General features: G+C 71.4%; 23 protein-coding genes, 2 tRNA genes and 1 riboswitch. Of the genes, 12 read left to right on the top strand and 13 right to left on the bottom strand.

Annotated elements, in window-relative coordinates; translation table 11 throughout:
• Window positions 1–13 precede the first annotated feature (13 nt).
• The 5 genes from IE267_RS00530 to IE267_RS00550 all read left to right on the top strand — a co-directional run bounded on the left by IE267_RS00530 (window position 14) and on the right by IE267_RS00550 (window position 6,818).
• The gene (locus IE267_RS00530) at window positions 14–991 is read left to right on the top strand and encodes a helix-turn-helix domain-containing protein (RefSeq protein ID WP_161246219.1); all 978 of its coding nucleotides are present in this window, start codon (window positions 14–16) and stop codon (window positions 989–991) included.
• A gap of 159 nt (window positions 992–1,150) precedes the next feature.
• Window positions 1,151–1,435 carry a DUF3311 domain-containing protein gene (locus tag IE267_RS00535; RefSeq protein ID WP_161252273.1) on the top strand — a complete coding sequence of 95 codons (285 nt, stop codon included), beginning with the start codon at window positions 1,151–1,153 and terminating at the stop codon, window positions 1,433–1,435.
• Entirely contained in the window at window positions 1,432–3,057 is a 1,626-nt protein-coding gene (gene mctP, locus IE267_RS00540; protein WP_167157072.1) for a monocarboxylate uptake permease MctP, read from the top strand. Before IE267_RS00535 ends, mctP begins: the two co-directional genes overlap by 4 nt.
• 113 nt (window positions 3,058–3,170) lie before the next feature.
• Window positions 3,171–3,293, top strand: a riboswitch (cobalamin riboswitch).
• A gap of 124 nt (window positions 3,294–3,417) precedes the next feature.
• A complete protein-coding gene (locus IE267_RS00545) occupies window positions 3,418–5,802 on the top strand; it encodes a ribonucleoside-diphosphate reductase subunit alpha (protein WP_189761853.1) in 2,385 nt (794 codons plus the stop codon).
• Window positions 5,802–6,818, top strand: a complete 1,017-nt coding sequence (locus IE267_RS00550) for a ribonucleotide-diphosphate reductase subunit beta (RefSeq protein WP_167157076.1) — start codon at window positions 5,802–5,804, stop codon at window positions 6,816–6,818. Before IE267_RS00545 ends, IE267_RS00550 begins: the two co-directional genes overlap by 1 nt.
• A gap of 70 nt (window positions 6,819–6,888) precedes the next feature.
• Here IE267_RS00550 and def read toward each other — a convergent pair whose 3' ends face one another.
• From def to IE267_RS00590, 8 genes are all read right to left on the bottom strand, one after another.
• The gene (gene def, locus IE267_RS00555) at window positions 6,889–7,521 is read right to left on the bottom strand and encodes a peptide deformylase (RefSeq protein ID WP_161252281.1); all 633 of its coding nucleotides are present in this window, start codon (window positions 7,519–7,521) and stop codon (window positions 6,889–6,891) included.
• Between the two features lie 56 nt (window positions 7,522–7,577).
• Window positions 7,578–8,558, bottom strand: a complete 981-nt coding sequence (locus tag IE267_RS00560; protein ID WP_161252283.1) for a tetratricopeptide repeat protein — start codon at window positions 8,556–8,558, stop codon at window positions 7,578–7,580.
• A 117-nt stretch (window positions 8,559–8,675) separates the two neighbouring features.
• The gene (locus IE267_RS00565; protein ID WP_189761854.1) at window positions 8,676–9,932 is read right to left on the bottom strand and encodes an HD-GYP domain-containing protein; all 1,257 of its coding nucleotides are present in this window, start codon (window positions 9,930–9,932) and stop codon (window positions 8,676–8,678) included.
• Window position 9,933: 1 nt separating this feature from the next.
• The gene (locus IE267_RS00570; RefSeq protein ID WP_373304454.1) at window positions 9,934–11,370 is read right to left on the bottom strand and encodes an HD-GYP domain-containing protein; all 1,437 of its coding nucleotides are present in this window, start codon (window positions 11,368–11,370) and stop codon (window positions 9,934–9,936) included.
• A gap of 271 nt (window positions 11,371–11,641) precedes the next feature.
• Window positions 11,642–11,956 carry a mycothiol system anti-sigma-R factor gene (rsrA, locus tag IE267_RS00575; protein WP_100575009.1) on the bottom strand — a complete coding sequence of 105 codons (315 nt, stop codon included), beginning with the start codon at window positions 11,954–11,956 and terminating at the stop codon, window positions 11,642–11,644.
• Entirely contained in the window at window positions 11,953–12,597 is a 645-nt protein-coding gene (locus IE267_RS00580; protein WP_167157084.1) for a sigma-70 family RNA polymerase sigma factor, read from the bottom strand. The genes rsrA and IE267_RS00580 overlap by 4 nt, the downstream gene beginning before the upstream one ends.
• A gap of 269 nt (window positions 12,598–12,866) precedes the next feature.
• The gene (locus IE267_RS00585) at window positions 12,867–13,502 is read right to left on the bottom strand and encodes an alpha/beta hydrolase family protein (protein ID WP_189761856.1); all 636 of its coding nucleotides are present in this window, start codon (window positions 13,500–13,502) and stop codon (window positions 12,867–12,869) included.
• Window positions 13,503–13,546: 44 nt separating this feature from the next.
• Entirely contained in the window at window positions 13,547–14,362 is an 816-nt protein-coding gene (locus IE267_RS00590; protein WP_189761857.1) for an SOS response-associated peptidase, read from the bottom strand.
• A 50-nt stretch (window positions 14,363–14,412) separates the two neighbouring features.
• On the opposite strand from IE267_RS00590, the gene IE267_RS00595 reads away from it, so the two are divergent.
• From IE267_RS00595 to IE267_RS00610, 4 genes are all read left to right on the top strand, one after another.
• Entirely contained in the window at window positions 14,413–15,114 is a 702-nt protein-coding gene (locus tag IE267_RS00595; RefSeq protein ID WP_161252293.1) for a M50 family metallopeptidase, read from the top strand.
• A 26-nt stretch (window positions 15,115–15,140) separates the two neighbouring features.
• Window positions 15,141–16,466, top strand: coding sequence for a 3-phosphoshikimate 1-carboxyvinyltransferase (aroA, locus tag IE267_RS00600; protein WP_167157088.1), 1,326 nt, complete (start codon window positions 15,141–15,143; stop codon window positions 16,464–16,466).
• 15 nt (window positions 16,467–16,481) lie between these two features.
• The gene (gene rsgA, locus IE267_RS00605; RefSeq protein WP_167157090.1) at window positions 16,482–17,495 is read left to right on the top strand and encodes a ribosome small subunit-dependent GTPase A; all 1,014 of its coding nucleotides are present in this window, start codon (window positions 16,482–16,484) and stop codon (window positions 17,493–17,495) included.
• 98 nt (window positions 17,496–17,593) lie between these two features.
• A complete protein-coding gene (locus IE267_RS00610; RefSeq protein ID WP_100575099.1) occupies window positions 17,594–17,917 on the top strand; it encodes a DMT family transporter in 324 nt (107 codons plus the stop codon).
• A 45-nt stretch (window positions 17,918–17,962) separates the two neighbouring features.
• Here IE267_RS00610 and IE267_RS00615 read toward each other — a convergent pair whose 3' ends face one another.
• Window positions 17,963–18,580, bottom strand: a complete 618-nt coding sequence (locus IE267_RS00615) for a TetR/AcrR family transcriptional regulator (RefSeq protein WP_167157093.1) — start codon at window positions 18,578–18,580, stop codon at window positions 17,963–17,965.
• A gap of 157 nt (window positions 18,581–18,737) precedes the next feature.
• Here IE267_RS00615 and hisN point away from each other — a divergent pair, with 157 nt between their 5' ends.
• Both hisN and IE267_RS00625 read left to right on the top strand, forming a co-directional pair.
• The gene (gene hisN / locus IE267_RS00620) at window positions 18,738–19,544 is read left to right on the top strand and encodes a histidinol-phosphatase (protein WP_189761858.1); all 807 of its coding nucleotides are present in this window, start codon (window positions 18,738–18,740) and stop codon (window positions 19,542–19,544) included.
• A 362-nt stretch (window positions 19,545–19,906) separates the two neighbouring features.
• Window positions 19,907–20,305, top strand: coding sequence for a CBS domain-containing protein (locus IE267_RS00625; protein ID WP_161252302.1), 399 nt, complete (start codon window positions 19,907–19,909; stop codon window positions 20,303–20,305).
• A 98-nt stretch (window positions 20,306–20,403) separates the two neighbouring features.
• Here IE267_RS00625 and IE267_RS00630 read toward each other — a convergent pair whose 3' ends face one another.
• A complete protein-coding gene (locus IE267_RS00630; RefSeq protein WP_167157097.1) occupies window positions 20,404–21,873 on the bottom strand; it encodes a catalase in 1,470 nt (489 codons plus the stop codon).
• Window positions 21,874–21,999: 126 nt separating this feature from the next.
• Here IE267_RS00630 and IE267_RS00635 point away from each other — a divergent pair, with 126 nt between their 5' ends.
• On the top strand, window positions 22,000–22,416 hold the full coding sequence (locus IE267_RS00635) for a Fur family transcriptional regulator (RefSeq protein ID WP_053729883.1): 417 nt from the start codon (window positions 22,000–22,002) through the stop codon (window positions 22,414–22,416).
• Between the two features lie 141 nt (window positions 22,417–22,557).
• Here the strand turns inward: IE267_RS00635 and IE267_RS00640 are convergent.
• From IE267_RS00640 to IE267_RS00650, 3 genes are all read right to left on the bottom strand, one after another.
• Window positions 22,558–22,631, bottom strand: a tRNA-Met gene (locus IE267_RS00640).
• Window positions 22,632–22,707: 76 nt separating this feature from the next.
• Window positions 22,708–24,540 (bottom strand): tetratricopeptide repeat protein, encoded by a 1,833-nt coding sequence (locus IE267_RS00645; RefSeq protein WP_167157099.1) that lies wholly within the window; start codon window positions 24,538–24,540, stop codon window positions 22,708–22,710.
• A 240-nt stretch (window positions 24,541–24,780) separates the two neighbouring features.
• Window positions 24,781–24,854 (bottom strand) — tRNA-Met (locus IE267_RS00650).
• Window positions 24,855–24,928: the final 74 nt, after the last annotated feature.

Here is a 24,928-nt window from a genome sequence, read left to right on the forward strand (position 1 = left end):
TGGGGGAACCCGCATGCTAGAGGCACTCGGAATCCAGCAGTCCACCGAAACCGTCTACCGGCTCCTGCTTGAGCAACCGAGTTACGGCGTACCGGAGTTGGCCGAACAGTTGGGATGGTCCGAGAGCGAGGTCCGGTCGGCGCTCGCCCATCTCGCCGATCTGCGGCTCGTCCTGATGGACGACGCCTCGGAACCGGTGGCACCGTTCAACCCGGACGTCGGCTTCGCGTTCCTGCTCTCGCGGGCCGAGGCCGAACTGACCAAGCGCAGACGCCAGGTCGAGGTGGCCCAGCAGGCGGTGGCGGCGATCCTGGCCAAGTTCAGCGAGAGCGGCACCTTCCGGCACGACGTGGTCGACCGCATCCAGGGGGTCGACGCGGTGCGCGAGCGCCTGGAGGACCTGGCCTCCAGCGCCCGCGCCGAGTGCCTCTCGCTGCTGCCCGGCGGGGCCCAACTGCCCGACACCATGGACGCGAGCCAGCCTCTGGACCAGCTCGCCCTCGAACGCGGGGTGCGCATCCGCAGCATCTACCAGGAGAGCTTCCGCAACGATCCGCCCACCCTGGAGTACGTGCGCTGGTACTGCGATCTCGGCGGCGAGGCCCGCACGGTGCCCATCGTCCCGATGCTGATGGTGATCGTGGACCGCAGCGCCGCGCTGGTCCCGGTGGACCCGCAGGACGCGCGGGCCGGGGCGCTCGAAGTGCGCAGCCGCGGTCTGGTCAACGCGCTGGTCGTCCTGTTCGACCATCTGTGGGAGTCGGGCACCCCGTTCGGGGAGGCGCCCCGGCGCAACGAGCACGATCTCTCGCCCCAGGAAAGGGAGTTGCTGCTGCTCCTCGGCATCGGCTGCACGGACGACATCGCCGCCCGGCGGCTCGGGGTCTCCCTGCGGACCGTGCGCCGGATGAGCTCGGACCTCATGTCCCGCCTGGGCGCCCGCAGCCGTTTCGAGGCGGGCGTACGAGCGGCCAAGGAGGGCTGGCTCTGACGTTCCGTCAGGAGTCCTGGCCGCACTCGCGCCCCGTCCGGATTCCGGACGGGGGTTCCCTTGGCCGGGTCTCTCCCCTAGATTTCCTGCGCATTACCAAGTGATCCGCAACACCAGGTGATCCAACGCGCAGGTGATCGTGAGGGGACGGAACCACCCATGCCGGAATCGACGGAAGTGAAGAGACCGGTGATCACGCCCTTGCGCGTGGTCATCGCGCTCTGCCTGATCGCGCCCTTCGTGGCGATGCTGTGGGTGAGCTCGTACGCCAAGACGGACCCCGCGCTCGGCGGCATCCCCTTCTTCTACTGGTACCAGATGCTCTGGGTGCTGATCTCGACGGCGCTCACGATGATCGCGTACAAGCTGTGGCAGCACGACCAGCGTTCGCGCACCACCGCCCCCAGCACCTCCGACAGCAGCAAGGGGGGTGCGTCCAAGTGAAGGACGGCGTGAACGGCGTCGCACTCGGCGTCTTCATCTTCTTCTTCCTGGCCGTCACGGTCATCGGCTTCATGGCCGCCCGCTGGCGCAAGGCCGAGAACGAGGCCTCGCTCGACGAATGGGGCCTGGGCGGGCGGTCGTTCGGCACCTGGGTCACCTGGTTCCTGCTCGGCGGCGACCTCTACACGGCGTACACCTTCGTCGCGGTGCCCGCGGCGATCTACGCGGCGGGTGCGGCCGGGTTCTTCGCGGTGCCCTACACGATCCTCGTGTACCCGCTGATCTTCACCTTCCTGCCGCGCCTGTGGTCGGTGTCGCACAAGCACGGCTATGTCACCACTTCGGACTTCGTGCGCGGCCGGTTCGGCTCCAAGGGCCTCTCGCTCGCGGTCGCGATCACCGGAATCCTCGCGACGATGCCGTACATCGCCCTCCAACTGGTGGGCATCCAGGCCGTGTTGGACGTCATGGGTGTGGGTGGCGAGTCCGGCAACTGGTTCGTCAAGGACCTGCCGCTGCTCATCGCGTTCGCGGTGCTCGCCGCGTACACCTACTCCTCGGGCCTGCGCGCCCCCGCGCTGATCGCGTTCGTGAAGGACGGCCTGATCTACCTCGTCATCGCGGTGGCGATCATCTACATCCCGATCAAGCTGGGCGGCTTCGACGCGATCTTCAGCGCCGCGCAGCACAAGTTCGCGACGCCGAACCCGAAGACCGGGCAGCCGACCGGGGCGATCGCTCCCGGCCACGCCGGCCAGTGGACGTACGCCACGCTCGCGCTCGGCTCGGCCCTCGCACTGTTCATGTACCCGCACTCGATCACCGCGACGCTGTCCTCGCGCAGCCGCAACGTGATCCGCCGCAACACCACGATCCTGCCGCTGTACTCCCTGATGCTGGGGCTGCTCGCGCTGCTCGGCTTCATGGCGATCGCGGCGGGCGTCAAGGTGAGCAACGGCCAGCTGGCCATCCCGCAGCTGTTCGAGGACATGTTCCCCGACTGGTTCGCGGGCGTCGCCTTCGCGGCGATCGGCATCGGCGCGCTGGTCCCGGCGGCGATCATGTCGATCGCGGCCGCGAACCTTTTCACCCGCAACATCTACAAGGACTTCATCAAGCCGGACGCGTCGCCCGCGCAGGAGGCCAAGGTCTCCAAGCTGGTCTCGCTCGTGGTGAAGGTCGGCGCACTCGTCTTCGTCCTGACCATGGACAAGACGGTCGCGATCAACTTCCAGCTGCTCGGCGGCATCTGGATCCTGCAGACCTTCCCGGCCCTGGTCGGCGGCCTGTTCACCCGCTGGTTCCACCGCTGGGCACTGCTCGCCGGCTGGGCGGTCGGCATGGTCTACGGCACGCTCGCCGCGTACGGAGTGGCCTCGCCCACCCAGAAGCACTTCGGCGGCTCCTCCAAGGAGATCCCCGGCATCGGCGAGATCGGCTACATCGGCCTGACGGCCTTCGTGATGAACGTGGTGGTGACGGTCGTCCTGACCTTCGTGCTGCGCGCCGTGAAGGCCCCCGACGGCATCGACGAGACGTCCCCCGCCGACTACACGGCGGACGCCGGCGACCCCGGCGTCGCCGTCGAGCTCCCCCCGGCGACAGCGGGCTCGGCCCACTGATCCCGGGCCGCAACCAGTACTGCCAAGGGCCGCCGCACCCACCAGGGTGCGGCGGCCCTTCCGCAGGGCGACACAACATGTGGGGGGTGCTTCAGGGAGCACCCCCCACATGTATGCTCGTGCTCGCTGTCGCCGCAGGGGAATCCGGTGGGAATCCGGAACTGTCCCGCAACGGTATGACCTGTACGTCTTTGTACGGGTCGAGTCCGAGCACCTGCCGACGGCGCGTCCGGGTCGACCGAACCGGACGCCAGACGTCCGGGCCTCGCGGTTGGGCCGGTGGACGACGTGCCGAGGGCTGCCCCGACGCGCGCCGACGCCTCCCCCGAAGGCCCCGTGCCGAGCGAGGAGTGCCCCCACGTGACCATCGCCCCAGCGGATCCCGCTTCAGCGATCACCGAAGAGCTCGCGGATGCCCCCGGGACCGCGCTGCTGCGGACCCTGACGGAGCTCACCGCCGATCTCGCGGACACCGACCCCGGCCGGGTCGCCGCCGCCGCGCTGCGGGGCCGCAACGCCCGCTCCGACGAGGCCGAGCTGCGCGAGCTGGCCACCGAGGCGGCCGCGGGGCTCATCTCCGAGGACCCGGCGTACTCCCGTCTCGCCGCGCGGCTCCTGACGATCACCATCGCCGAAGAGGCCGCCACCCAGGGCGCGGTGTCCTTCTCCGCCTCGGTCGAGGTCGGCCACCGCGAGGGCCTGATCGCGGACCGGACCGTCGAGTTCGTCCGCGCGCACGCGGGCCGCCTGGACGCCCTGGTGGACACCGCCCTCGCCGACGGCGCCGACGACCGTTTCGGCTACTTCGGCCTGCGCACCCTCTTCTCCCGCTATCTGCTGCGCCACCCGATCACCCGCAAGGTCGTCGAGACCCCCCAGCACTTCATGCTGCGCGTGGCGTCCGGCCTCGCCGAGGACGATTCGGTCCGCGCCCTGGGCGAAGTGGCGTCCCTGTACGGCCTGATGAGCCGCCTGGACTACCTGCCGTCCTCCCCCACGCTCTTCAACTCCGGCACCCGGCACCCCCAGATGTCGTCCTGCTACCTGCTCGACTCGCCGCTCGACGAGCTGGACTCGATCTACGACCGCTACCACCAGGTGGCCCGCCTCTCCAAGCACGCCGGCGGCATCGGCCTCTCGTACTCGCGCATCCGCAGCCGCGGTTCGCTGATCCGGGGCACCAACGGCCACTCCAACGGCATCGTCCCGTTCCTCAAGACGCTGGACGCCTCGGTGGCCGCGGTCAACCAGGGCGGCCGGCGCAAGGGCGCGGCCGCGGTGTACCTGGAGACCTGGCACTCCGACATCGAGGAGTTCCTGGAGCTGCGCGACAACACCGGCGAGGACCAGCGCCGCACGCACAACCTGAACCTCGCACACTGGATTCCCGACGAGTTCATGCGCCGCGTCGACGCCGACGGCACGTGGTCGCTGTTCTCGCCGGCCGACGTGCCCGAGCTGGTCGACCTGTGGGGCGAGGAGTTCGACGCCGCCTACCGCAGGGCCGAGGCCGCGGGGCTCGCCCAGAAGACCATGCCGGCCCGGGACCTGTACGGCCGCATGATGCGCACCCTCGCGCAGACCGGCAACGGCTGGATGACCTTCAAGGACGCCTCCAACCGCACCGCCAACCAGACGGCGGAGCCCGGCCACACGGTCCACTCCTCCAACCTGTGCACCGAGATCCTGGAGGTCACGGACGACGGCGAGACGGCCGTCTGCAACCTCGGGTCGGTCAACCTCGGCGCGTTCGTGGTGGAGGGAGCCCGCGGCGGGGAGATCGACTGGGAGCGCCTGGACGAGACCGTCCGCACCGCGGTGACCTTCCTCGACCGGGTCGTCGACATCAACTTCTACCCGACCGAGCAGGCCGGCCGTTCCAACGCCCGGTGGCGTCCGGTGGGCCTGGGCGCGATGGGCCTGCAGGACGTCTTCTTCAAGCTGCGCCTGCCCTTCGACTCCCCCGAGGCGAGGGCCCTTTCCACCCAGCTGTCCGAGCGGATCATGCTCACGGCGTACGAGGCCTCCACCGACCTCGCCGAGCGGTCGGGCCCGCTGCCCGCCTGGGACAAGACCCGTACCGCGCGCGGTGTGCTGCACCCCGACCACTACGACGTCGAGCTGACCTGGCCGGAGCGCTGGGCGGCCCTGCGGGAGCGCATCGCCAAGGTCGGCATGCGCAACTCCCTGCTCCTCGCGATCGCCCCGACCGCGACCATCGCCTCCATCGCGGGCGTGTACGAGTGCATCGAGCCGCAGGTCTCCAACCTGTTCAAGCGCGAGACGCTCAGTGGCGAGTTCCTCCAGGTCAACGGCTACCTGGTGGAGGAGCTCAAGAAGCTCGGCGTGTGGGACGCGCAGTCCCGCGAGGCGCTGCGCGAGGCCAGCGGCTCGGTGCAGGACTTCGGCTGGATTCCGGCCGAGGTGCGCGCCCTGTACCGCACGGCGTGGGAGATCCCGCAACGCGGCCTGATCGACATGGCCGCGGCCCGTACCCCCTTCCTCGACCAGTCGCAGTCGCTCAACCTGTTCCTGGAGACGCCCACCATCGGCAAGCTGTCGTCGATGTACGCGTACGCCTGGAAGCAGGGCCTGAAGACGACGTACTACCTGCGCTCGCGCCCGGCGACCCGCATCGCCCGCGCCGCCCAGGCCGCCACCATCCCCGTCCAGCAGGCCGCGCCCGACGCCGACGCGGTCGCCTGCTCCCTGGAAAACCCCGAGTCCTGCGAGGCCTGCCAGTAATGAGCTCCACCGACAAGAAGAACCTCCTCGACCCGGGCTTCGAGCTGACCCTGCGTCCCATGCGCTACCCGGACTTCTACGAGCGCTACCGGGACGCGATCAAGAACACCTGGACCGTCGAGGAGGTCGACCTCCACTCCGACGTCGCCGACCTCGCGAAGCTGACGCCGGGCGAGCAGCACATGATCGGCCGGCTGGTCGCGTTCTTCGCGACGGGCGACTCGATCGTCTCCAACAACCTGGTGCTCACCCTCTACAAGCACATCAACTCCCCCGAAGCGCGGCTCTACTTGAGCCGTCAGCTCTTCGAGGAGGCCGTGCACGTCCAGTTCTACCTGACGCTGCTCGACACCTACCTGCCCGACCCGGAGGACCGCGCGGCCGCGTTCGACGCGGTCGAGGAGATCCCCTCGATCCGCGAGAAGGCGCAGTTCTGCTTCAAGTGGATCAACGAGGTGGAGAAGCTCGACCGGCTGGAGACCAAGGCCGACCGCCGCCGCTTCCTGCTCAACCTGATCTGCTTCGCGGCCTGCATCGAGGGCCTGTTCTTCTACGGCGCCTTCGCCTACGTCTACTGGTTCCGCAGCCGGGGCCTGCTGCACGGCCTCGCCACCGGCACCAACTGGGTGTTCCGCGACGAGACGATGCACATGAACTTCGCCTTCGAGGTCGTGGACACCGTCCGCAAGGAGGAGCCCGAGCTCTTCGACGACGAGCTGGAGCAGCAGGTCACCGACATGCTGAAGGAGGCCGTCGCCGCCGAGCTGCAGTTCGGCCGTGACCTGTGCGGCGAGGGCCTGCCGGGCATGAACACCGAGTCGATGCGCGAGTACCTGGAGTGCGTCGCGGACCAGCGGCTGACCCGCCTCGGCTTCCCGGCGGTCTACGGCTCGCAGAACCCGTTCTCGTTCATGGAGCTCCAGGGCGTCCAGGAGCTGACGAACTTCTTCGAGCGCCGCCCGTCGGCCTACCAGGTCGCGGTCGAGGGCTCGGTCGGCTTCGACGAGGAGTTCTAGCCCGCCGGCACCAAGCGCGAGGCCCCACTCCCTCGGGGGGAGCGGGGCCTCAACGCGCCGGTGGCGTACGTCAGTTGTTGGGCACGGTCTCGTACCGCGGGGTGCCCTCCGCCATCTGCTTCAGCGCGTCCTTGCGGTCGCGCTTGGAGAGGCGGTCGATGTACAGGTAGCCGTACAGGTGGTCCGTCTCGTGCTGGAGGCAGCGCGCGAAGTAACCGGTGCCGCGCACCTTGATGGGGTTGCCCTCGACGTCCTGACCGCGGACCACCGCGTAGTCGGGGCGGGCCAGCTCGGCGTACGCGGTCGGCACGGACAGGCAGCCCTCGTTGGACTCGTCCAGGACGCGCTGCTCGGCCGGGAGCTCTTCGAGCACCGGGTTGCAGACGACGCCCACGTGCCGCACACCGTCGTCGTCCGGGCAGTCGTACACGAACACCTTCAGGTCCACGCCGATCTGGTTGGCCGCGAGGCCCACGCCCTCGGCCGCCTTCTGGCTGGCGAACATGTCGTCGACGAGCCGGGCGAGCTCGCCGTCGAAGGCGGTGACGTCCTTGCACTCCTTGTGGAGCACCGGGTTGCCGACGACCGTCACCGGGCGGGCGGTGCCGCGCTCGCGGTAGGCCAGCTCACGCGCCTCGCAGTCCTCCGTGTCCACGACGAACCCGTCGTTCTCGACCTGCTGGTCCGTCTCCTGCTGCGCCATGTCCGCCGTACGCCTTCCTGAAAACCCGATTCGATCCGTACAAGCCTAAGGCCGGTTCAGCAGACTTCTTCCAGATCCCGCCACTCCCGGCTGTCCGGGTTGTCGGCCACCCAGCCGTCGAGCAGGCCGCGCACCAGGCCCGCGGGGGCCGCGATGCCGCACTCGCGCTCGGGAACCCACAGGTCGCCGTTGGTGCGGTGGCCGAGCGGGCCGGGGTGTCCGGGCTCGCTGTGGTCGTGCGGGTCGAGGTGCTCGCCGTCGCCCTCGTCGCTGGGCATCTCCGACTCGGAGCAGGCCCGGCAGAGCAGGCGCACGGAGGAGGACCAGTCCTCGGCCGCGAAGCCGGCGTCGGCCGCGAGGCGCTCCAGCGCGTCCCGGTCGGTCTCGGTGGCGGCCTCCAGGAGGACCACCCAGGTCGGCACGGGCGAGGGCGCCCACAGCTCGATCTCGTCGAACACCGGGAAGGACGGGCCCGCGGCGGTGGTGCGCTCGCCGTGCGGGACGCCGTCGTGCAGCACGACCTCGCCCCAGCGGCGGCCCGAGGAGGGCAGTGGGATGGAGAGGACCTCCATGCGGGCCGGGTCGAGCCGACGGCCCCACACCACCTCGGCCTCGCCCTCGGGCGACAGGCGCACGGCGGCGCTGCCCAGCTCCATGCCGACGGGCTCGCCGCTGCCGGTGGCCTCGCCCGGCACCTTCAGGCCATAGGCCTGCCAGGCACGGCGGGCCAGCGGCCAGTCCTGCAGGGCGGTGGCCGCGATGCCCACGTTCCACCAGTCGGGGGCCCCGCTCTCCTTGTCGAGCAGGGCCACGGCCCGCAGCCCGGCGGCCCGCGCCTGCTCCCAGTCGTGCCGGAACTTGTGCAGGAGCGCCAGGTTGAACCAGGACTCGGACAGCCAGGGCTCCAGGTCCGCCGCGCGCGTCAGCAGCGCCCCCGCGTCCTCGTACCGGCCGTCGCCGATCAGCGTGAACGCACGGTCTGTGGCCTGCCGCCACGAGGCGGAGGGCCGGTGCCGTCCCTTGCCGAAGATCCTCACGATTCCCGCCTGCCCAGACCGGCCCCGACTACCGGGTCGGTCTTACGGTCTCCCAGTTTTCTGGGTTCTTTTCGCATCCAACCATGCCCGGCCGGAAGGCCGCTCATTACTCCTGGGTTACCCAGGAGGCACCCGGGTCAGACAGCCTCGGGCCAGCACACGTGCCAGGGATTCGACAACCTGGGGATGGTAGTCGCGGCCGGTGCCCAGGCGCAGCTGTTCGAGTGCGTTCAGCGATCCGCCGGGCCCTTCGGCGCCCTCCGCAAGGTCGTCGTAGGCGTTGACCGCGCGGACGATCCGCGCGGGCACCGGCTGCTCCCGGTACGGGTCGGCCTGCCGCTCGACGATGAGGGCGACATCGGAGGGCACCCCGGTCTGGCGCACGACCGCGCCGCCGAGCAGCGCGATCCGGCGCTGCTCGGCGACGGGCAGCCTGGCGGTGGCCCCGGCGGGGACCGGGTCGAGCAGGGAGAGCTGTCCGATGTCGTGCATGAGGGCCGCGTACTCCAGAACGGTCAGCTCGCTCTCGGACAGACCCAGCTCCCGCCCGACGGCCCGGCTGAGCTCGGCGACCCGGCGGGCGTGGCCCGCCTTGGTGTACCCGGCGATCTCGGTGGCGCGGGCCAGTGAGGTGATGGTCTGGCGGTAGGTGACGCGCACGGCCGCGTACCTCCGGAAGGCCAGCTGGGTGAGGAGCAGCGGCACACAGAACACGGGCAGCGCCCACAGCCCGGCGACCGCGACCGCGAGGGCGATCACCGTGCCGGTCGCGCACACGGCGGAGCCGATGCCGAGCAGGCCGCGCAGCTCGTCCCGGAGCAGCGGCCCGAAGGGGTAGCGCGTACGTGCGCGGAGCAGCAGCGCGGCCACCACCGCGTCGCACAGCGCGGTGAGCAGGAGCAGCAGCAGGAGGACGAACGCGAAGGAGGGGCCGCGCCCGAACCAGTCGTCGAGCAGTCCGGAGTTGTACAGCGGCTGGAAGCAGACGGCGGCGAAGGCGACGGTCAGCACCCGCCGGGCCGCCTGGTCGGGGCGCGGCCCGCGCCCGACGGCGACGTGCGGTACGGAGCCCAGCAGCGCGGAGGCGACCACGACGGCGATCACCTGGAGCACGCCGTGCCCACTGGCGTGCCCGGCGTTCTGTCCGAGCAGCGCGTACGCGAGCGCTCCCGCCGAGGCGAGCGGCGCCGGGTCCCGCTCGCCCTCCCGCGCGCCCCACCGGGCCAGCTCCCCCACCGCGATGAGCACGCCGAAGGCCGCCGCGGTGCCGGGGTCGGCGAGCCCGTCGCGCAGGGTCGCCCAGATCGCCCAGGCGCTGAGCGCCGCGGCGAGGGCGTGGACGGCGAGCACGGGGGCGGTGGGCCGGGCGGCCATGTCAGGCCCCCTGGGCGTTGGAGGGACGGGGTTCGGGGCGCCGGTCGGGGTCGGCAGGGCCGGACCCGGGGCGCCCGTCGGCCTCGGGGGTGCGGGGCGGCCGGGGCGGAGGCACGTTTCCGCGCGCGGCCGTGGTGGCGGGCTCGTCCGCGGTGACCTCCACGTGCCAGCCGTACCGGGACAGCGCCCGCACCAGGCCCTCCACCATCCGCGGGTCGAACTGTGCGCCCGCACAGCGCTCCAGCTCGGTGACGGCGGCGGCGACGGGCCTGGCCCGCCGGTAGGAGCGGGTGGACGTCATCGCGTCGAACGCGTCGGCCACCGCCACCACGCGTGCCGCCTCGGGAATCTGGCCGCCGGCCAGGCCGTAGGGGTAGCCGCTGCCGTCGAGCCGCTCGTGGTGGTGCAGGATCGCGCCGCGGGCCTCGCCGAGGAAGCCGATGCCGCGCACCATCTCGTGGCCGTACTCGGGGTGCAGTTCGATCACCGCCCGTTCCTCGGGGGTGAGCGGCCCGTCCTTCCTGAGGACCCGGGTCGGCACCCCGAGCTTGCCGACGTCGTGCAGGATTCCGGCGAACCGGATGACCTCCAACCGCCCTTCCTCCATGCCGAGTTCACGCGCGATCATCTCCGAGGCACGGCCCACGCGCTCGCTGTGGCCGCGGGTGTAGCGGTCCTTGATGTCGACGGCCTGCACGAGGGCGCGGATGGTGGCCTGGTGGGCGGCGCGCTCGCGCTGGTACTGGGCGAACACCCAGCAGGAGATGTACATCGGCAGCAGCACGAAGAGCGCCGCGGGCGGTCCGAACCGGCTGCGCCACAGCACCGCCATCATCAGCCCGGCGAGCCCGTGCACGCAGTGCGGGGCGAGCGAGCGCAGCAGCAGGCCGCGCCAGGCGGTGCGGACCGGGCGGCGCTCGGCGGTGGCCAGGATGAGGCCGTCGAGCGCGGTCAGCACCAGGCAGAAGACGAGAGCGGCGGCACCGGCGGGCACCAGCGCGTAGGGGAAGTCGGGCGCCGCCGCCGAGCTGCCGCCGCCCAACGCCGCTCTTCCGCCGAGGAGTTGATGGGCGCCGGCCCCCGCGAAGGCGGCGATGGCGAGCTCGGCGGCCCGCCAGGACCGGCGCACTCGGCGCGGCTCGTCCTCGACGTACGCGATCAGCGCGCCCGGCACCGCGACCAGGGCCGCGGCGGGAGGCGGAAGCAGGAAGACCGCGGCGAGCAGCACCGGGAAGAAGGAGCCGGAGGCGATCGGCACGCTGACCCGGCCGGCCAGGATCGGGCAGCGGGCCGGCCATTCGCAGAGCGCGTACAGGCCCGCGAGCAGGGCGACGGCCGCCCAGGGCACACCCCCGCGCAGCACGGGCAGGGCGCAGGCACCCGCACCCGCGGCGGTACCGACGACGGCGAGGCGCGCGCCTGCCGGAATGTCCCGCAGTCCCCGCGACTGCGCCATGGCCCCCACCTCCCCATCCGCCCGGGCAGTCCATTGCGTATGGCTTCGCGAGGATAGGCCCGTGGGCGGCGGCGGTCAGGCGCATGGTCGGAATAGGCCGTTTCGAGCCACCCGGATTCGCACCTTCGGGTGACGCGCCCCGGCAAAACGGGGAGCGGCCCCGGCCGATGGCCGGGGCCGCTCTCAACTTCCCTGCCGCGGGCGGCAGTTCACCGTTCTTGATCGTCCGCGTCACAGCGGCGGACGGCCCGGGTCACTCGGGACGCAGCGTCGGGACCTCTCCGGTGACGACGTCCTGCTCGGGCACGGCCTGGCCGGAGCGGATCAGGTCGATCCGGCCCATCACCTTGGAGCGCAGATCGCTCGGCACGTCGTCCGAGCCGCAGCAGCGCTTCACCAGCTTCTTCACGGCCTGCTCCAGGCCGTACTTCTCCAGGCACGGCGAGCACTCCTCGAAGTGCACCTCGAACTTGTCGCAGTCCGTGGGGGGCATCTCGTGGTCGAGGAACTCGTAGAGATGGTCCAGGACCTCAGAGCAGTCCGTCTCGTGCGGCTCTCCGCAGCTCATGAGCCCGAGCCTTTCGCTTCGTCCGACTCGCCGGCGCCGGCCGGGACGAGCCCGCGGTCACGGGCGTAGTCCTCCAGCATTCCGCGCAGCTGGCGGCGGCCCCGGTGCAGCCGGGACATCACCGTACCGATGGGAGTACCCATGATGTCGGCGATCTCCTTGTACGCAAAGCCCTCTACGTCCGCGAGATACACGGCGATGCGGAACTCTTCCGGAATGGCCTGGAGGGCCGCCTTCACGTCCGAGTCGGGCAGGTGGTCGAGCGCCTGCGACTCGGCGGAGCGCAGACCCGTGGACATGTGCGACTCGGCGCGGGCGAGCTGCCAGTCCTCGATCTCCTCGGCGGCGCTGCGCTGGGGCTCGCGCTGCTTCTTCCGGTAGGAGTTGATGAACGTGTTGGTGAGAATCCGGTAGAGCCAAGCCTTCAGGTTGGTGCCCTCGCGGAACTGGTGGAAGGACCCGTACGCCTTGGCGTACGTCTCCTGGACCAGGTCCTCCGCGTCGGCCGGGTTGCGCGTCATGCGCAGGGCCGCGGAGTACATCTGGTCGAGGTAGCCGAGGGCATCCCGCTCGAAGCGCGCATTGCGCTCGGCGGTGGTCTCTTCCACGTGGCCGTCGTCGGTCCCTGTGACCGGACCCACCTCCTCGAACGGTGTGACGGATCCGAATGCGGACCCACTCGAATCGGAGGATAGACGACGATCCGCTCCGCCCGCCGCTCGAACAGGAGCGGTCCTGGCCGCGGAAAGCACCGTCCACTCCAGGTCAGAGGCGGCCTTGCGGCTCGGGCAGATGGTCGAACCCATGCGACGGACTCCCTCTCCACAGCTTGGTCTGCTAGGTCTGCGTAATCCCTTACGTCGGCCATAACAGCGGCCCCGCACCGCGCATTCCCGGGGCCGACGGGGAGTCAGGGACCGAGCGTGCCGAGCCATCCGCCGACCGCCCCGGTGATCACGTCCAGCGCCTCCTGCTGCGTGAGGGAGGCACGTTTGGGCACGGCGAACCCGTGGTCGGCGAACGGCACTTCCACGAGCTCGTACGCCTCTTCGGGGAACTCGGCGGGCTTCCCGAAGGGGTCGTTGCCGCCCTGGACCACGAGGGTGGGCGCGCCCGCGCCGAGCAGCTCCGGCGCCCTCGACTTCTCCGGCTTGCCCGGTGGGTGCAGCGGGAAGCTCAGGGCGAGGACCCCGGCCGCTCCGAGCTCCGCCGCGGTGCGGCAGGCGACCCGCGCCCCGGCGCTGCGGCCGCCCGCGACGACGGGCAGGCCCTTCTTCGCCACGGCCGGCCAGAGGTCCCGCCATCCGGTGTCCAGCGTCCTGGGCGCCGGGGCCAGCTTCTTGCCGGCCACCCGCCAGGGCTGCTCCACCAGGGCCACGCTCACCCCGAGCGGCGGGAGCGCGCCGGCCAGCGCCTGGAGGTCACGGGCCTCGATGCCGCCGCCCGCGCCGTGGCTGACGGCCAGCACCAGGCGGGCCTTCTTCGCGGGGTGCCAGGTGATGCGCGCGTCCCCCGCGCCGGTCTCGATGATCTCGCTGTCGGTCACGGGGCCATCCTGCCGCGCGGGGTGCCCCGGCCCGGGCAGGGCGGTCAGAACAGCGTGCCCTCCTCCGGGCCCTCCAGTTCCGTCACAAGATCCGGCCCGTTGTTGCGGACGTTGCTGACCGCCGTCGAGACGGGATAGGCCCGCATGAGGCCCTCGGGCGGCGGCGCGAGCAGCCCGCGCAGTTCCTCGGTGTCGACCCGGGCCGGGTCGAGCCACGCCGACCAGCGGTCCGGCGTCAGCATCAGCGGCATCCGGGGGTGGATCTCGGCGAGGGAGCCCGGGCCCTCGGCGGGCGCCACGGCCAGCGGGCCCGCCTCGGCCTCGGTGGTGATCACCGAGCAGGTCACCCACCAGGCGGAGGGGTGGTCGTCGGGCAGGGTGCGGTCGCGCCAGAACTCGTACAGACCGGCCATCGCGAAGACCGAGCCGTCCGCCGGGGTCACGAAGTACGGCTGCTTGCGGGGCCGCTTCTTCTTGCCCTCGACCTCCAGCTCGCGCTCGCCGACGCCGGTGACCCATTCGTAGTAGCCGTCCGCCGGGATGATGCAGCGGCGCGAGGAGAAGGCCTTCTTGAAGGAGGGCTTCTCGTGGACGGTCTCGGCCCGCGCGTTGATCATCCGGGCCGCGCCCTCGGGTGATTTCGCCCACGCGGGGACGAGCCCCCACTTCAGCTTGCGCAGCTGGCGAACCGGACGGGGCGATTCGGCGTCTTTGAGAGGACGCTCCAGGACGACGTGGACCTCTTTGGTCGGGGCCACGTTCCAGTCGGGCTCCAGGGCCTCGGCCGGGTCCCACTTCTCTATCTCGAAGACGCCCGCGAGATCCTCGGGCTTCCGACTCGCTGCATACCTACCGCACATAGGTGCCAGACTGCCACGGCGCCCGTACCCCATGAGGAGCCGTCCCAGAAATGTCCGCCCTGCAAGACTTCCAGCTCTTCGGCACGCAGAGCGCCCCGGCCTCGTGGCTGGTGGTGGCGACCGGCGTGGCCGCGCTCGTGTTCGTCGTCCCGCACGGCCTGTGGCGGCTTTCCCGGAACGCCATCACCATCGCCCACGAGGGCGGCCACGGCCTGGTGGCGCTGGTCACCGGGCGCCGCCTCGACGGCATCCGGCTGCACTCCGACACCAGCGGCCTGACCGTGAGCCGGGGCAAGCCGCACGGCCTCGGCATGATCCTCACGGCCGCCGCCGGGTACACCGCTCCCCCGCTCCTCGGCCTGGGCGGCGCCTGGCTGCTCGCCGCCCACCACGTCACGCTCTTCCTGTGGCTGGCCACCGCCCTGCTGCTCGCCATGCTGGTGATGATCCGCAACGCGTACGGCGTCCTGACGGTGGTGCTCACCGGCGCCGCGTTCCTGCTCGTGTCCTGGCTGACCGGGCCGGACGTCCAGTCGGCGTTCGCCTACACGGCCGTGTGGTTCCTGCTGCTCGGCGGGGTGCGCCCGGCGTTCGAGCTCCAGCGCAAGCGCCGCCAGTACAACGACGGGGACTCGGACGCCGACCAGCTGGCCAGGCTCACCCACGTGCCGCCGGCGCTCTGGCTCTTCCTCTTCCACGCCGTTTCGGTCTGCTCACTGATCGGCGGCGGCCGCTGGCTGCTCGGCCTCTAGGGCCCGGCCCCACTAAAGTGAGGGCCATGACCGAAACGCCCGTGCACCCCGCCCTCTGGCCCGCCCCCCTCGCGAGCGGAACCGTCGACGCGACGGTCACCGTGCCCGGATCGAAATCGGTCACCAACCGCGGGCTCGTCCTGGCCGCGCTTGCCGCCGAGCCCGGCTGGCTGCGCCGCCCCCTGCGCTCGCGCGACACCCTGTTGATGGCGGAGGCGCTGCGCACCCTGGGCGTCGGCATCGAGGAGGGCGTGGGCCCGGACGGTTCGGGCGAGGCCTGGCGCGTGATCCCGGCCGGTCTGCACGGCCCGGCCACGGTCGACGTCGGCAACGCCGGCACGGTCATGCGCTTCCTGCCCCCGGTCGCCACGCTCGCCGACGGCCCGGTCCGCTTCGACGGCGACCCGCGCTCCTACGAGCGCCCCCTCGGCGGTGTCATCAACGGCCTGCGGGCGCTCGGCGCGCGCATCGACGACGACAGCCGCGGCGCACTCCCGATGACCGTGCACGGCGCGGGTGCCCTCGAAGGCGGCCGGGTGGAGATCGACGCCTCGTCCAGCTCGCAGTTCGTCTCGGCCCTGCTGCTCTCCGCGCCCCGCTTCAACCAGGGCGTCGAGGTCCGGCACGTCGGCGCCACGCTGCCCTCCCTGCCGCACATCCGGATGACGGTCGACATGCTGCGCTGCGTGGGCGCCCAGGTCGACGAGCCGGAGACGGGCGGCGAGCCGAACGTGTGGCGGGTCTCGCACTCGGCGCTGCTCGGACGCGATCTGACCGTCGAGCCGGACCTGTCCAACGCCCAGCCGTTCCTGGCCGCGGCCCTCGTCACCGGCGGCACGGTCGTGATCCCCGACTGGCCGGCCCGCACGACCCAGCCCGGCGACCAGCTGCGCGGGATCTTCACGGAGATGGGCGGCACCTGCCAACTGACCGACCGCGGGCTCGTGTTCAACGGCTCCGGCCGCATCCACGGCATCGACGTGGACCTGAGCGAGGTCGGCGAGCTGACCCCCGGCATCGCGGCCGTCGCGGCCCTCGCCGACTCCCCCTCGACGCTGCGCGGCGTGGCCCATCTGCGGCTGCACGAGACGGACCGCCTGGCCGCGCTCACCAAGGAGATCAACGAGCTCGGCGGCGATGTGACGGAGACCGCGGACGGTCTGCACATCCGTCCGCGCCCGCTGCACGGAGGCGTCTTCCACACCTACGACGACCACCGCATGGCCACCGCCGGCGCGATCATCGGCCTCGCCGTCGAGGGCGTCCGGATCGAGAACGTGGCGACCACGGCCAAGACGCTGCCCGACTTCCCCGACATGTGGAGTTCCATGCTGGCGGGGTCCGGAAGCTGAGCGGGACTTAAGATCATGCGCCGCTACGGCAAGAACCCCGACGAGGACGACATCCGCGTCCGCCCCAACCCCAAGGGCAACCGCCCCCGCACCAGCATCCGCCCCAAGCACGAGGACGCGGCCGAGGGCATGGTCCTCACCGTCGACCGGGGCCGGCTGACGTGTCTGGTCGGGGACCGCACGATCCACGCCATGAAGGCCCGCGAACTGGGCCGCAAGGCGGCGGTGGTGGGCGACCGGGTCGACATCGTGGGCGACCTGTCCGGCAAGAAGGACACGCTCGCGCGGATCGTACGGATCGGCAAGCGCACCTCGGTCCTGCGGCGCACGGCCGACGACGACGACCCGTACGAGCGCGTGGTGGTCGCCAACGCCGACCAGCTCGCCATCGTCACCGCGCTCGCCGACCCAGAGCCGCGCCCCCGTCTCATCGACCGCTGCCTGGTGGCCGCCTACGACGGCGGGCTCACGCCCCTCCTGGTGCTGACCAAGTCGGACCTGGCCCCGGCCGACGAACTCCTGGAGATGTACGGGGCGTTGGGCGTCCCGTACGTGGTCACCTCGCGCGAGGAGCTGTACGAGGGCGACGCGGCGGACCGGGTGCGCGAGCAACTGCACGGCAAGGTCACCGCGTTCGTGGGCCACTCCGGCGTCGGCAAGACGACCCTGGTCAACGCGCTGGTCCCGGAGGCGCAGCGGCGCATCACCGGCCATGTCAACGCGGTCACCGGGCGCGGCCGGCACACCACCACCTCCGCGCTCGCGCTGCCGCTGGACAGCGCGGACGGCGGCTGGGTCGTCGACACCCCGGGCGTGCGTTCCTTCGGTCTGCACCACGTCGACCCGTCCCGGGTGATCCTGGCCTTCCCCGACCTCGTACCCGGCACCGAGAACTGTCCGCGCGCGTGCAGCCACGACGAGGCGGAGTGCGCGCTCGACCAGTGGGTGGCGGACGGCCACGCCGATCCGGCCCGGCTGTACTCGTTGCGCCGACTGCTCGCCACGAGGGAGCGACGCGAGGGCGACTGACCTGTTTCCAGGGGCGTGGGCAGGGCCTCCGTTGCATAATCGCACCAAGTGTTGACCATGCAGTCAGCGACGACGATGCGTTGTGGGAGGCCCTGGACATGGCGTGGCTGCTGGTCGTGGTGGCGGGAATCCTGGAGACGGGCTTCGCCGTCTGCCTCAAGCTGTCGCACGGTTTCACCCGGCTGTGGCCGACGATCGCCTTCGCCGCGTTCGCGCTCGGCTCGTTCGGTCTGCTCACGCTGTCGCTGCGGAAGCTGGACGTGGGTCCGGCCTACGCGGTGTGGACGGGCATCGGCGCCGCGGGTACCGCGATCTACGGCATGGTCTTCCTCGGCGACGTGGTCTCCACCCTCAAACTCGTGTCCATCTCGCTGGTCATCATCGGCGTGATCGGGCTCCAGATCTCCGGCTCCGCCCACTGACCCACGCCCCGGAGAAAGTTGACGACACGTCAGATGCGGGCGTCGCTACCCAGCCGCACGTGCCGGGAGGCGGGCGAGCACCGCGCGGATGTACCCGGCGTGCCCCTCGCCCCGCGCGGGCGGGGCCACCACGCAGGACAGGCCGAGCCGCACCGCCGTCTCGCAGTACCGGCCCAGCTCCGCCGGGTCCGCGCCCGGCGCCTCCTTCTCCAGGGCGGCGATCGCCCGGTCCCGTACGGCGGCCACGAGTTCGGCGGGGCCCGGCACCCCGGCGTCGGCGCGGCGCTGGGCGGGCACCGGCGAGAGGGCCACGACGGCACGGGTGGACGGCGCGGGGAGACGTTCGCCCCAGCAGCCCGTGAGCAGCGCCCGCACCAGGGCGCTGGAGCGGGCCGAGCCGAGCGTCCACTCCACCACCTCGACCATGCGGTCGGCGGCGCCGGTGTGCTCGGCGAGCGCCCGGTCCACGCCCCGCAGATAGACGTCGGCCTCCCGGCGCACCAGCGCGCGGGCCAGGCCGTCCTTGCTGCCGAACTCGTTGTAGAGGGTCTGCCGCGAGACCCCGGCCGCGGACGCCACGTCCACCATCCGCACTCCCGACCAGGGCAGCCCCGCGAGCGCCGAGAGAGCGGCGTCCAGTAAGGATTCCCGCGCTGTGGGCATGGTCGCCTCCCGGGCCCCCCGAGGCCTTGCGGGCGGCTCCGCGTTCAGAGTTGACGTGCGCGGAGGGAGTGTCAAGGGGCGCCGGGGGCGGGCACGGGGGCGTTCCGGAGTGCGGGCGCCGTGGCCCGCACCGCGGACGGTCGCTACGGTGGTGACCATGCCCGACTATCACGATGATCTGCGTCTCGCCCACGTCCTCGCGGACGCCGCCGACGCGGCCACCATGGACCGGTTCAAGGCCCTCGACCTGGTGGTCGAGACCAAGCCGGACATGACACCGGTGAGCGAGGCCGACAAGGCGGCCGAAGAGGTCATCCGGGGGCATCTCCAGCGCGCGCGGCCGCGCGACGCGATCCTCGGCGAGGAGTACGGCCTGGAGGGCACCGGCCCCCGGCGCTGGGTGGTCGACCCGATCGACGGCACCAAGAACTACGTCCGGGGCGTGCCCGTCTGGGCCACGCTGATCTCGCTGATGGAGGCGGGCGAGAACGGCTTCCAGCCGGTCGTCGGCGTCGTCTCGGCGCCCGCCCTGAACCGGCGCTGGTGGGCGGCGAAGGGCCACGGCGCGTTCACCGGCCGCAGCCTGACCTCGGCGACCCGCCTCAAGGTCTCCAGCGTCTCCAAGCTGGCCGACGCATCGTTCGCGTACTCCTCGCTGAGCGGCTGGGACGAACGGGGCAAGCTGGACGACTTCCTGGACCTGACCCGGGAGTGCTGGCGGACGCGGGCGTACGGCGACTTCTGGCCGTACATGATGGTCGCCGAGGGCTCGGTGGACTTCTGCGCGGAGCCGGAGCTGTCCATGTGGGACATGGCGGCGAACGTGATCGTGGTCCAGGAGGCCGGCGGCGTCTTCACCGGCCTCGACGGCCGGGCGGGGCCGCACAGCGGCAACGCGGCGGCATCCAACGGCCTGCTCCACGAGGAACTGCTCGGCTACCTCGGAGACGACCCGCAGGCCTGACGCGACGTCAGGGACGTTACGGCGGGCCCGGGTTGGGCCCGGCCGGAAGCCGGCACTCGACCCGGCCGAGGCCCTCACCCGCCACGGTCGAGGCCCCTACCAACGCGGCCGCGACCCGCGCCACCCCGATCGAGACCCGCACCCGCCGCGGGCCGGGGCCCGCACCCCGCATCACTGAGGCGCACGAGGGGCGTGAGTCGTACTTTTACGCGCCCCTCTACTTACCTCTACCAGGCCCTTGTTGACGGCCGGTCCGGATGCAATTCTAGGAGTCGCCCCACTTGTGAACTTGTGAATTCTTTCCGGAGCGGGCATGGTTCGCCGCGCCGGGAGACGAATCCACCAAGGAGGTGGCTCCATTCATGCTCGTCCGTGACGCCATGAGCACGATGGTCCTCACCATCGGACCCGCCCACACCCTCCGCCAAGCGGCCCGGCTGATGTCCGCACGCCGGGTCGGCGCGGCCATCGTCCTCGACCCCGACACCAGCGGCCTCGGCATCCTCACCGAACGCGACATCCTCAACTCCGTCGGCCTGGGCCAGAACCCGGACCACGAGACGGCGAGCACACACACCACCACGGACGTCGTCTTCGCGGCGCCGTCCTGGACCCTGGTCGAGGCCGCCGACGCGATGACCCACGGCGGCTTCCGGCACCTGATCGTCCTCGACGACCACGGACCCGTCGGCGTCGTCTCCGTCCGCGACATCATCCGCTGCTGGGCGCCGGCCCGCCGCGAGACCGCACTGGCCGGCTGAGACCGCTCCCCGGCCGAGGCGATGCGCCACCGCACGCCAGAAGGCCGGACCCCCGAGGGAGTCCGGCCTTCTGCCCACCTTCGGCAGGCGACCGCGTATCAGCCGCGGAGGGCCTGGACCGCAGCTTCGAGCCGCTTGCCGAAGTCACCGTCCGCCTGGCGGAAGTTGTTGATCGCGCGCTCGGCGATGTCGTCGCGCGAGACCTTGGCGATGAAGCCCGCCAGATTGTCGATCAGACGCGCCTTCTCGTCCTCCGAGTACAGCCGGTAGAGGTTTCCGGCCTGCACGAAGTCGTTGTCCTCAGCGTGCACCGGCGCCGCGATGCTGCCCGTGACCCCGGTGACCTGACTGCCCTGCCACAGCGGGCGGTCGGTCTGGAAGGGGCCGCCGAAGCTGTTGGGCTCGTAGTTCTTCGCGCCCTTGTGGCGGCCGTCGTACAGGTAGCCGTCACGGGAGTTGGTGCGCGCCTCGGTGGCGTGCGGGCGGTTCACCGGCAGGTGGTCGGCGTTGATGCCGACGCGGTAGCGGTGGGCGTCGCCGTACGCGAAGAGGCGGCCCTGGAGCATCTTGTCCGGGGAGGGACCGATGCCGGGCACGAAGTGCGCCGGGCTGAAGACGGACTGCTCGACCTCGGCGAAGATGTTCTCCGGGTTGCGGTTGAGCTCCAGCTTGCCGATCTCGATCGGCGGGTAGTCCTCGTGCGGCCACACCTTGGTGAGGTCGAACGGGTTGAAGCGGTACGTCGCCGCGTCCGCCTCCGGCATGATCTGCACCTGCACGGTCCAGGACGGGAAGTCGCCGCGCTCGATCGCCTCGCGCAGATCGCGCTGGTGGCTGTCCGGGTCCTCGCCGGCGAGCTTGTTGGCCTCGTCCTGGGTGAGGTTCTTGATCCCCTGGTCGGTCTTGAAGTGGTACTTGACCCAGAAGACCTCGCCGGCCTCGTTGTTCCACTGGAACGTGTGCGAGCCGTAGCCGTTCATGTGGCGCAGGGTCGCCGGGATGCCGCGGTCGCCGAAGAGCCACGTCACCTGGTGGGTGCTCTCGGGGCTCAGGCCCCAGAAGTCCCAGACGTTGTCGGCCTCCTGGCTGCCCGTGTACGGGTCGCGCTTCTGGGTGTGGATGAAGTCGGGGAACTTGATGGCGTCCTTGATGAAGAAGACGGGCGTGTTGTTCCCGACCAGGTCGTAGTTCCCCTCCTCCGTGTAGAACTTCAGCGCGAAGCCGCGGGGGTCGCGCACGGCGTCGGCCGAGCCGAGGTTGCCGGCCACGGTGGAGAACCGCAGGAACGTCTCGGTCTGCTTGCCGACCTCGGAGAGGAACGCGGCGCGCGTCCACTGGGACACGTCACGGGTGACGGTGAACGTGCCGTACGCACCGGCGCCACGGGCGTGGACGATGCGCTCCGGGATGCGCTCGCGGTTGAAGTGGGCGAGCTTCTCCAGGAGCGACTGGTCCTGGATCAGAACGGGACCGCCGGCACCCGCGGTCGCGCTGTTCTGGTTGTCGGCGACCGGCGCTCCGGCCTCCGTCGTAAGCGGTCCCTGTGTCACGTGCGCCTCCTGCGTCATTCCTGCGAGTCCTGTCCCTCGGCCTGAGCCGGGTTCGATCCTACAATGGACATTGTCTAAGTCAAGCAGAGGTCCAAACCCACACCAGGTCGGGACTGGCGCCCCTCTCCTGTTAGGCTGATGTCCATGAGTGACCTGTTGGAGCGACTGCGCGGCCGTGGCTGGCGCATGACCGCACAGCGCCGCGTCGTGGCCGAGGTCCTCGACGGCGACCACGTCCACCTGACGGCGGACGAAGTGCATGCCCGAGCCGTGGAACGACTGCCCGAGATCTCCCGGGCGACGGTGTACAACACCCTGGGTGAGCTGGTGACGCTCGGTGAGATCCTCGAAGTCTCCACGGACCGCCGCGCCAAGCGCTACGACCCGAACGCACACCGCCCCCACCAGCACCTGGTCTGCGCCCAGTGCGGCGCGATCCGTGATGTGCACCCGCAGGGCAACCCGCTGGCCGACCTCCCCGACACCGAGCGCTTCGGCTTCACGATCGCGGCGGTCGAAGTCACCTACCGCGGCACCTGCCCCAACTGCGCGGCGGCCTGACCTCCACGACCCGATCCCCACAACGCGAAGAAGCCCTCCGGCCGGTGGCCGGAGGGCTTCTTTTCTGCCGCCGCGCATCGACGGCGTACGCAAACGGCTGAGGCCCGAATCCCCCAAAGGATTCGGGCCTCAGCCTGCAAGTAGCGGGGACAGGATTTGAACCTGCGACCTCTGGGTTATGAGCCCAGCGAGCTACCGAGCTGCTCCACCCCGCGTCGGTGAACACAACCTTACGGGACGCCATGGACCAGCGCAAATCTGTTCGCCGGGCCACGAAGAACCCCGACAGGACTAGGCCGTGAGCTCCTGGTGGAGCGCCTCGCGCAGCCGGGCCGCCCGCTCCGCGACCTCCGCCGGGCCAAGCTCGACGGCCCTCGCGCACCAGCGCTGGCCCTCGGACAGCTCGCCGTGCCGGGCGGCGAGCAGGGCGAGGCGCAGCGCGGCCCGGCCGTGCCCGGCGTGCGCGGCCCGGGTCCACCACAGGGCGGCCTCGCGCTCGCGGCCCTCGCGGGCGAGCAGGAGCCCGAGGTTGAAGGCGCCGTTGCGGCTGCCCGCCTCGGCGGCCTCCCCGTACCAGCGCGCGGCCGCCTCCAGGTCGTTGCGGGCTGCCGCGAGCATGCCGACCCGCACCTGGGCCCGGCGGTGGCCCTGCTGCGCGGCCCGCTCGTACCACTCCTCGCACTCGGTCTTCTCGCCGAGCGGCTCGCCGAGCACCGGCGGTCCGGGCGGGGGCTGGCGGGCGTCGAGGAGGCTGGCGAGCCGGAAGGCGGCCTCGGCGCTGCCACCGCCCGCCGCACAGCGCAGATGCCGCTCGGCGGCCTGCTCCTCCCCGTCCCGCAGCAGCGCGATGCCGACCTGAAGGGCCGCGTCCGTGTGCCCGGCGGCAGCCGCCCGCTCGTACCACTTGAGGGCCGTGCGGTCGTCGTCGCGGCCGGCGAAGAGGATGCCGAGGTTGAAGGCGGCGTCCACGCTGCCGGCCTCGGCGGCCTTGGAGAACCACGGCTCGGCACCGGTCGCGTCGCCGGCCTGCAGCAGCAGGATGGCGAGCGCGTTGGCGGCCTCGCGATGCCCGGAGTAGGCCGCCCTGCGGTACCACTGCTCGGCCTGGGCCGTACGGTTCTGGGCGGCGCAGAGCAGCCCCAGGTTGTACGCGCCGTTCACGTCCCCCGCGCTCATCGCGGCCCGGTACCAGCGCTCGGCGGTCTGCTGCTCGCCCCGTGCCGCGTGCAGCGCGCCGAGCGCGTTGGCGGCGTTGCCGTCGCCGTCCTGGGCGGCGCGCAGCCACCACACGGCGGCGCTCTCCTCGTCACCCGCGTCGCGCAGCAGGAAGCCGAGCGCGCAGGCGGCCTTGGCCTCGCCGTCCTTGGCGGACGTCAGGTACCAGCGGCCGGCCTCCTTCAGCTCGCCGCGCTTCTCCAGGATCGCGCCGAGGTGCAGCGCGGCCCTGCGGTGGCCGCGGGCGGCGGCCTGCCGGTACCAGGGCTCGGCCTCGTCGGACGCGCCGTCCTCGTCGGGCGCCTGTTCGACAGCGATGTCACCGGGGCCCTCGCCGGACGCCTCGCCGTCCGCCCGCCCGTCGAGCAGCCGGGCGAGCCGGTAGGCCGCTTCGCGGTGACCCTGCACGGCGGCCGCGCGCAGCCAGCGCTCGGCGCCGACGTCGCTGCGGTGCTCCAGAAGGTCGGCGAGCGCGTACGCGCCGAGCGCGTGGCCCTGCTCGGCGGACTGGCGCAGCCAGTACTCGGCGGCGGGCTCGTCGCCCCGCTCGCGGTAGTGCCGGCCGAGCGCGTGGGCCGCGGCGGCGGATCCGGCGACGGCGGCGATGCGCCACCAGCCGGCCGCCTCGTCCGTGTAGCCGCGCTGGTGGAGCAGGACGCCGAGGTTGTTGGCGGCGGCCCGGTCGCCCTCGGCGGTGGCGCCGCGCAGATAGGGCTCGGCGCTGTCGAGGTCGCCGCGGCGCAGCAGCAGGGAGCCGAGGACGCTCATCGACTCGGCGTCGCCGTTGTCGGCGGCGCGCCGGTGCCGCGCCTCGGTCTCGGCGTCAGCGGTGTCAGCATCCTCATCGGAGCGTGTCTGCACAAACCGCCCTGTCTCCAACAGAGTTGCCCTGTCCCCCATAAATACCATCGTCGCACCACCCGCAACCCGCGTACACCTGGTATACCGCAGCCAGTGAGGTCACTTCAGCGTTTTGTCGACATGCCCACAGAGAGACACACCAAACCCCTTCGGGGCCAACTCCCTTGAACAAGAGCGCTTTTCACGCCAAATGGTTCCAGCCACCGGTCATCGGACAGTGCCGACGACCCTGGCGCGAACGCGACGAGGGCCCGGATCCTTGAAAGGATCCGGGCCCTCGTCAGTGAGTAGCGGGGACAGGATTTGAACCTGCGACCTCTGGGTTATGAGCCCAGCGAGCTACCGAGCTGCTCCACCCCGCGTCGGTAAACCCAACGCTACCACGGTGGAGATGGCCTTCTGACCAGGGCCGATCGGGTCGGCCCCGGTCAGGGCG

The sequence above is a fragment of the Streptomyces xanthochromogenes genome (genome assembly GCF_014650455.1).
In the GTDB taxonomy this organism is placed as follows: Bacteria; Actinomycetota; Actinomycetes; order Streptomycetales; family Streptomycetaceae; genus Streptomyces; species Streptomyces xanthochromogenes.

Bases quoted from the DNA above. Each gene is read 5' to 3' on its own strand.
- IE267_RS00530 (WP_161246219.1), top strand. From the start codon at position 14: ATGCTAGAGGCACTCGGAATCCAGCAGTCCACCGAAACCGTCTACCGG.
- IE267_RS00535 (WP_161252273.1), top strand. From the start codon at position 1,151: ATGCCGGAATCGACGGAAGTGAAGAGACCGGTGATCACGCCCTTGCGC.
- IE267_RS00550 (WP_167157076.1), top strand. From the start codon at position 5,802: ATGAGCTCCACCGACAAGAAGAACCTCCTCGACCCGGGCTTCGAGCTG.
- def (WP_161252281.1), bottom strand. From the start codon at position 7,521: ATGGCGCAGCAGGAGACGGACCAGCAGGTCGAGAACGACGGGTTCGTC.
- IE267_RS00565 (WP_189761854.1), bottom strand. From the start codon at position 9,932: ATGGCCGCCCGGCCCACCGCCCCCGTGCTCGCCGTCCACGCCCTCGCC.
- rsrA (WP_100575009.1), bottom strand. From the start codon at position 11,956: ATGAGCTGCGGAGAGCCGCACGAGACGGACTGCTCTGAGGTCCTGGAC.
- IE267_RS00590 (WP_189761857.1), bottom strand. From the start codon at position 14,362: ATGTGCGGTAGGTATGCAGCGAGTCGGAAGCCCGAGGATCTCGCGGGC.
- IE267_RS00595 (WP_161252293.1), top strand. From the start codon at position 14,413: ATGTCCGCCCTGCAAGACTTCCAGCTCTTCGGCACGCAGAGCGCCCCG.
- aroA (WP_167157088.1), top strand. From the start codon at position 15,141: ATGACCGAAACGCCCGTGCACCCCGCCCTCTGGCCCGCCCCCCTCGCG.
- rsgA (WP_167157090.1), top strand. From the start codon at position 16,482: ATGCGCCGCTACGGCAAGAACCCCGACGAGGACGACATCCGCGTCCGC.
- IE267_RS00610 (WP_100575099.1), top strand. From the start codon at position 17,594: ATGGCGTGGCTGCTGGTCGTGGTGGCGGGAATCCTGGAGACGGGCTTC.
- IE267_RS00615 (WP_167157093.1), bottom strand. From the start codon at position 18,580: ATGCCCACAGCGCGGGAATCCTTACTGGACGCCGCTCTCTCGGCGCTC.
- hisN (WP_189761858.1), top strand. From the start codon at position 18,738: ATGCCCGACTATCACGATGATCTGCGTCTCGCCCACGTCCTCGCGGAC.
- IE267_RS00625 (WP_161252302.1), top strand. From the start codon at position 19,907: ATGCTCGTCCGTGACGCCATGAGCACGATGGTCCTCACCATCGGACCC.
- IE267_RS00630 (WP_167157097.1), bottom strand. From the start codon at position 21,873: ATGACGCAGGAGGCGCACGTGACACAGGGACCGCTTACGACGGAGGCC.
- IE267_RS00635 (WP_053729883.1), top strand. From the start codon at position 22,000: ATGAGTGACCTGTTGGAGCGACTGCGCGGCCGTGGCTGGCGCATGACC.
- IE267_RS00645 (WP_167157099.1), bottom strand. From the start codon at position 24,540: ATGGTATTTATGGGGGACAGGGCAACTCTGTTGGAGACAGGGCGGTTT.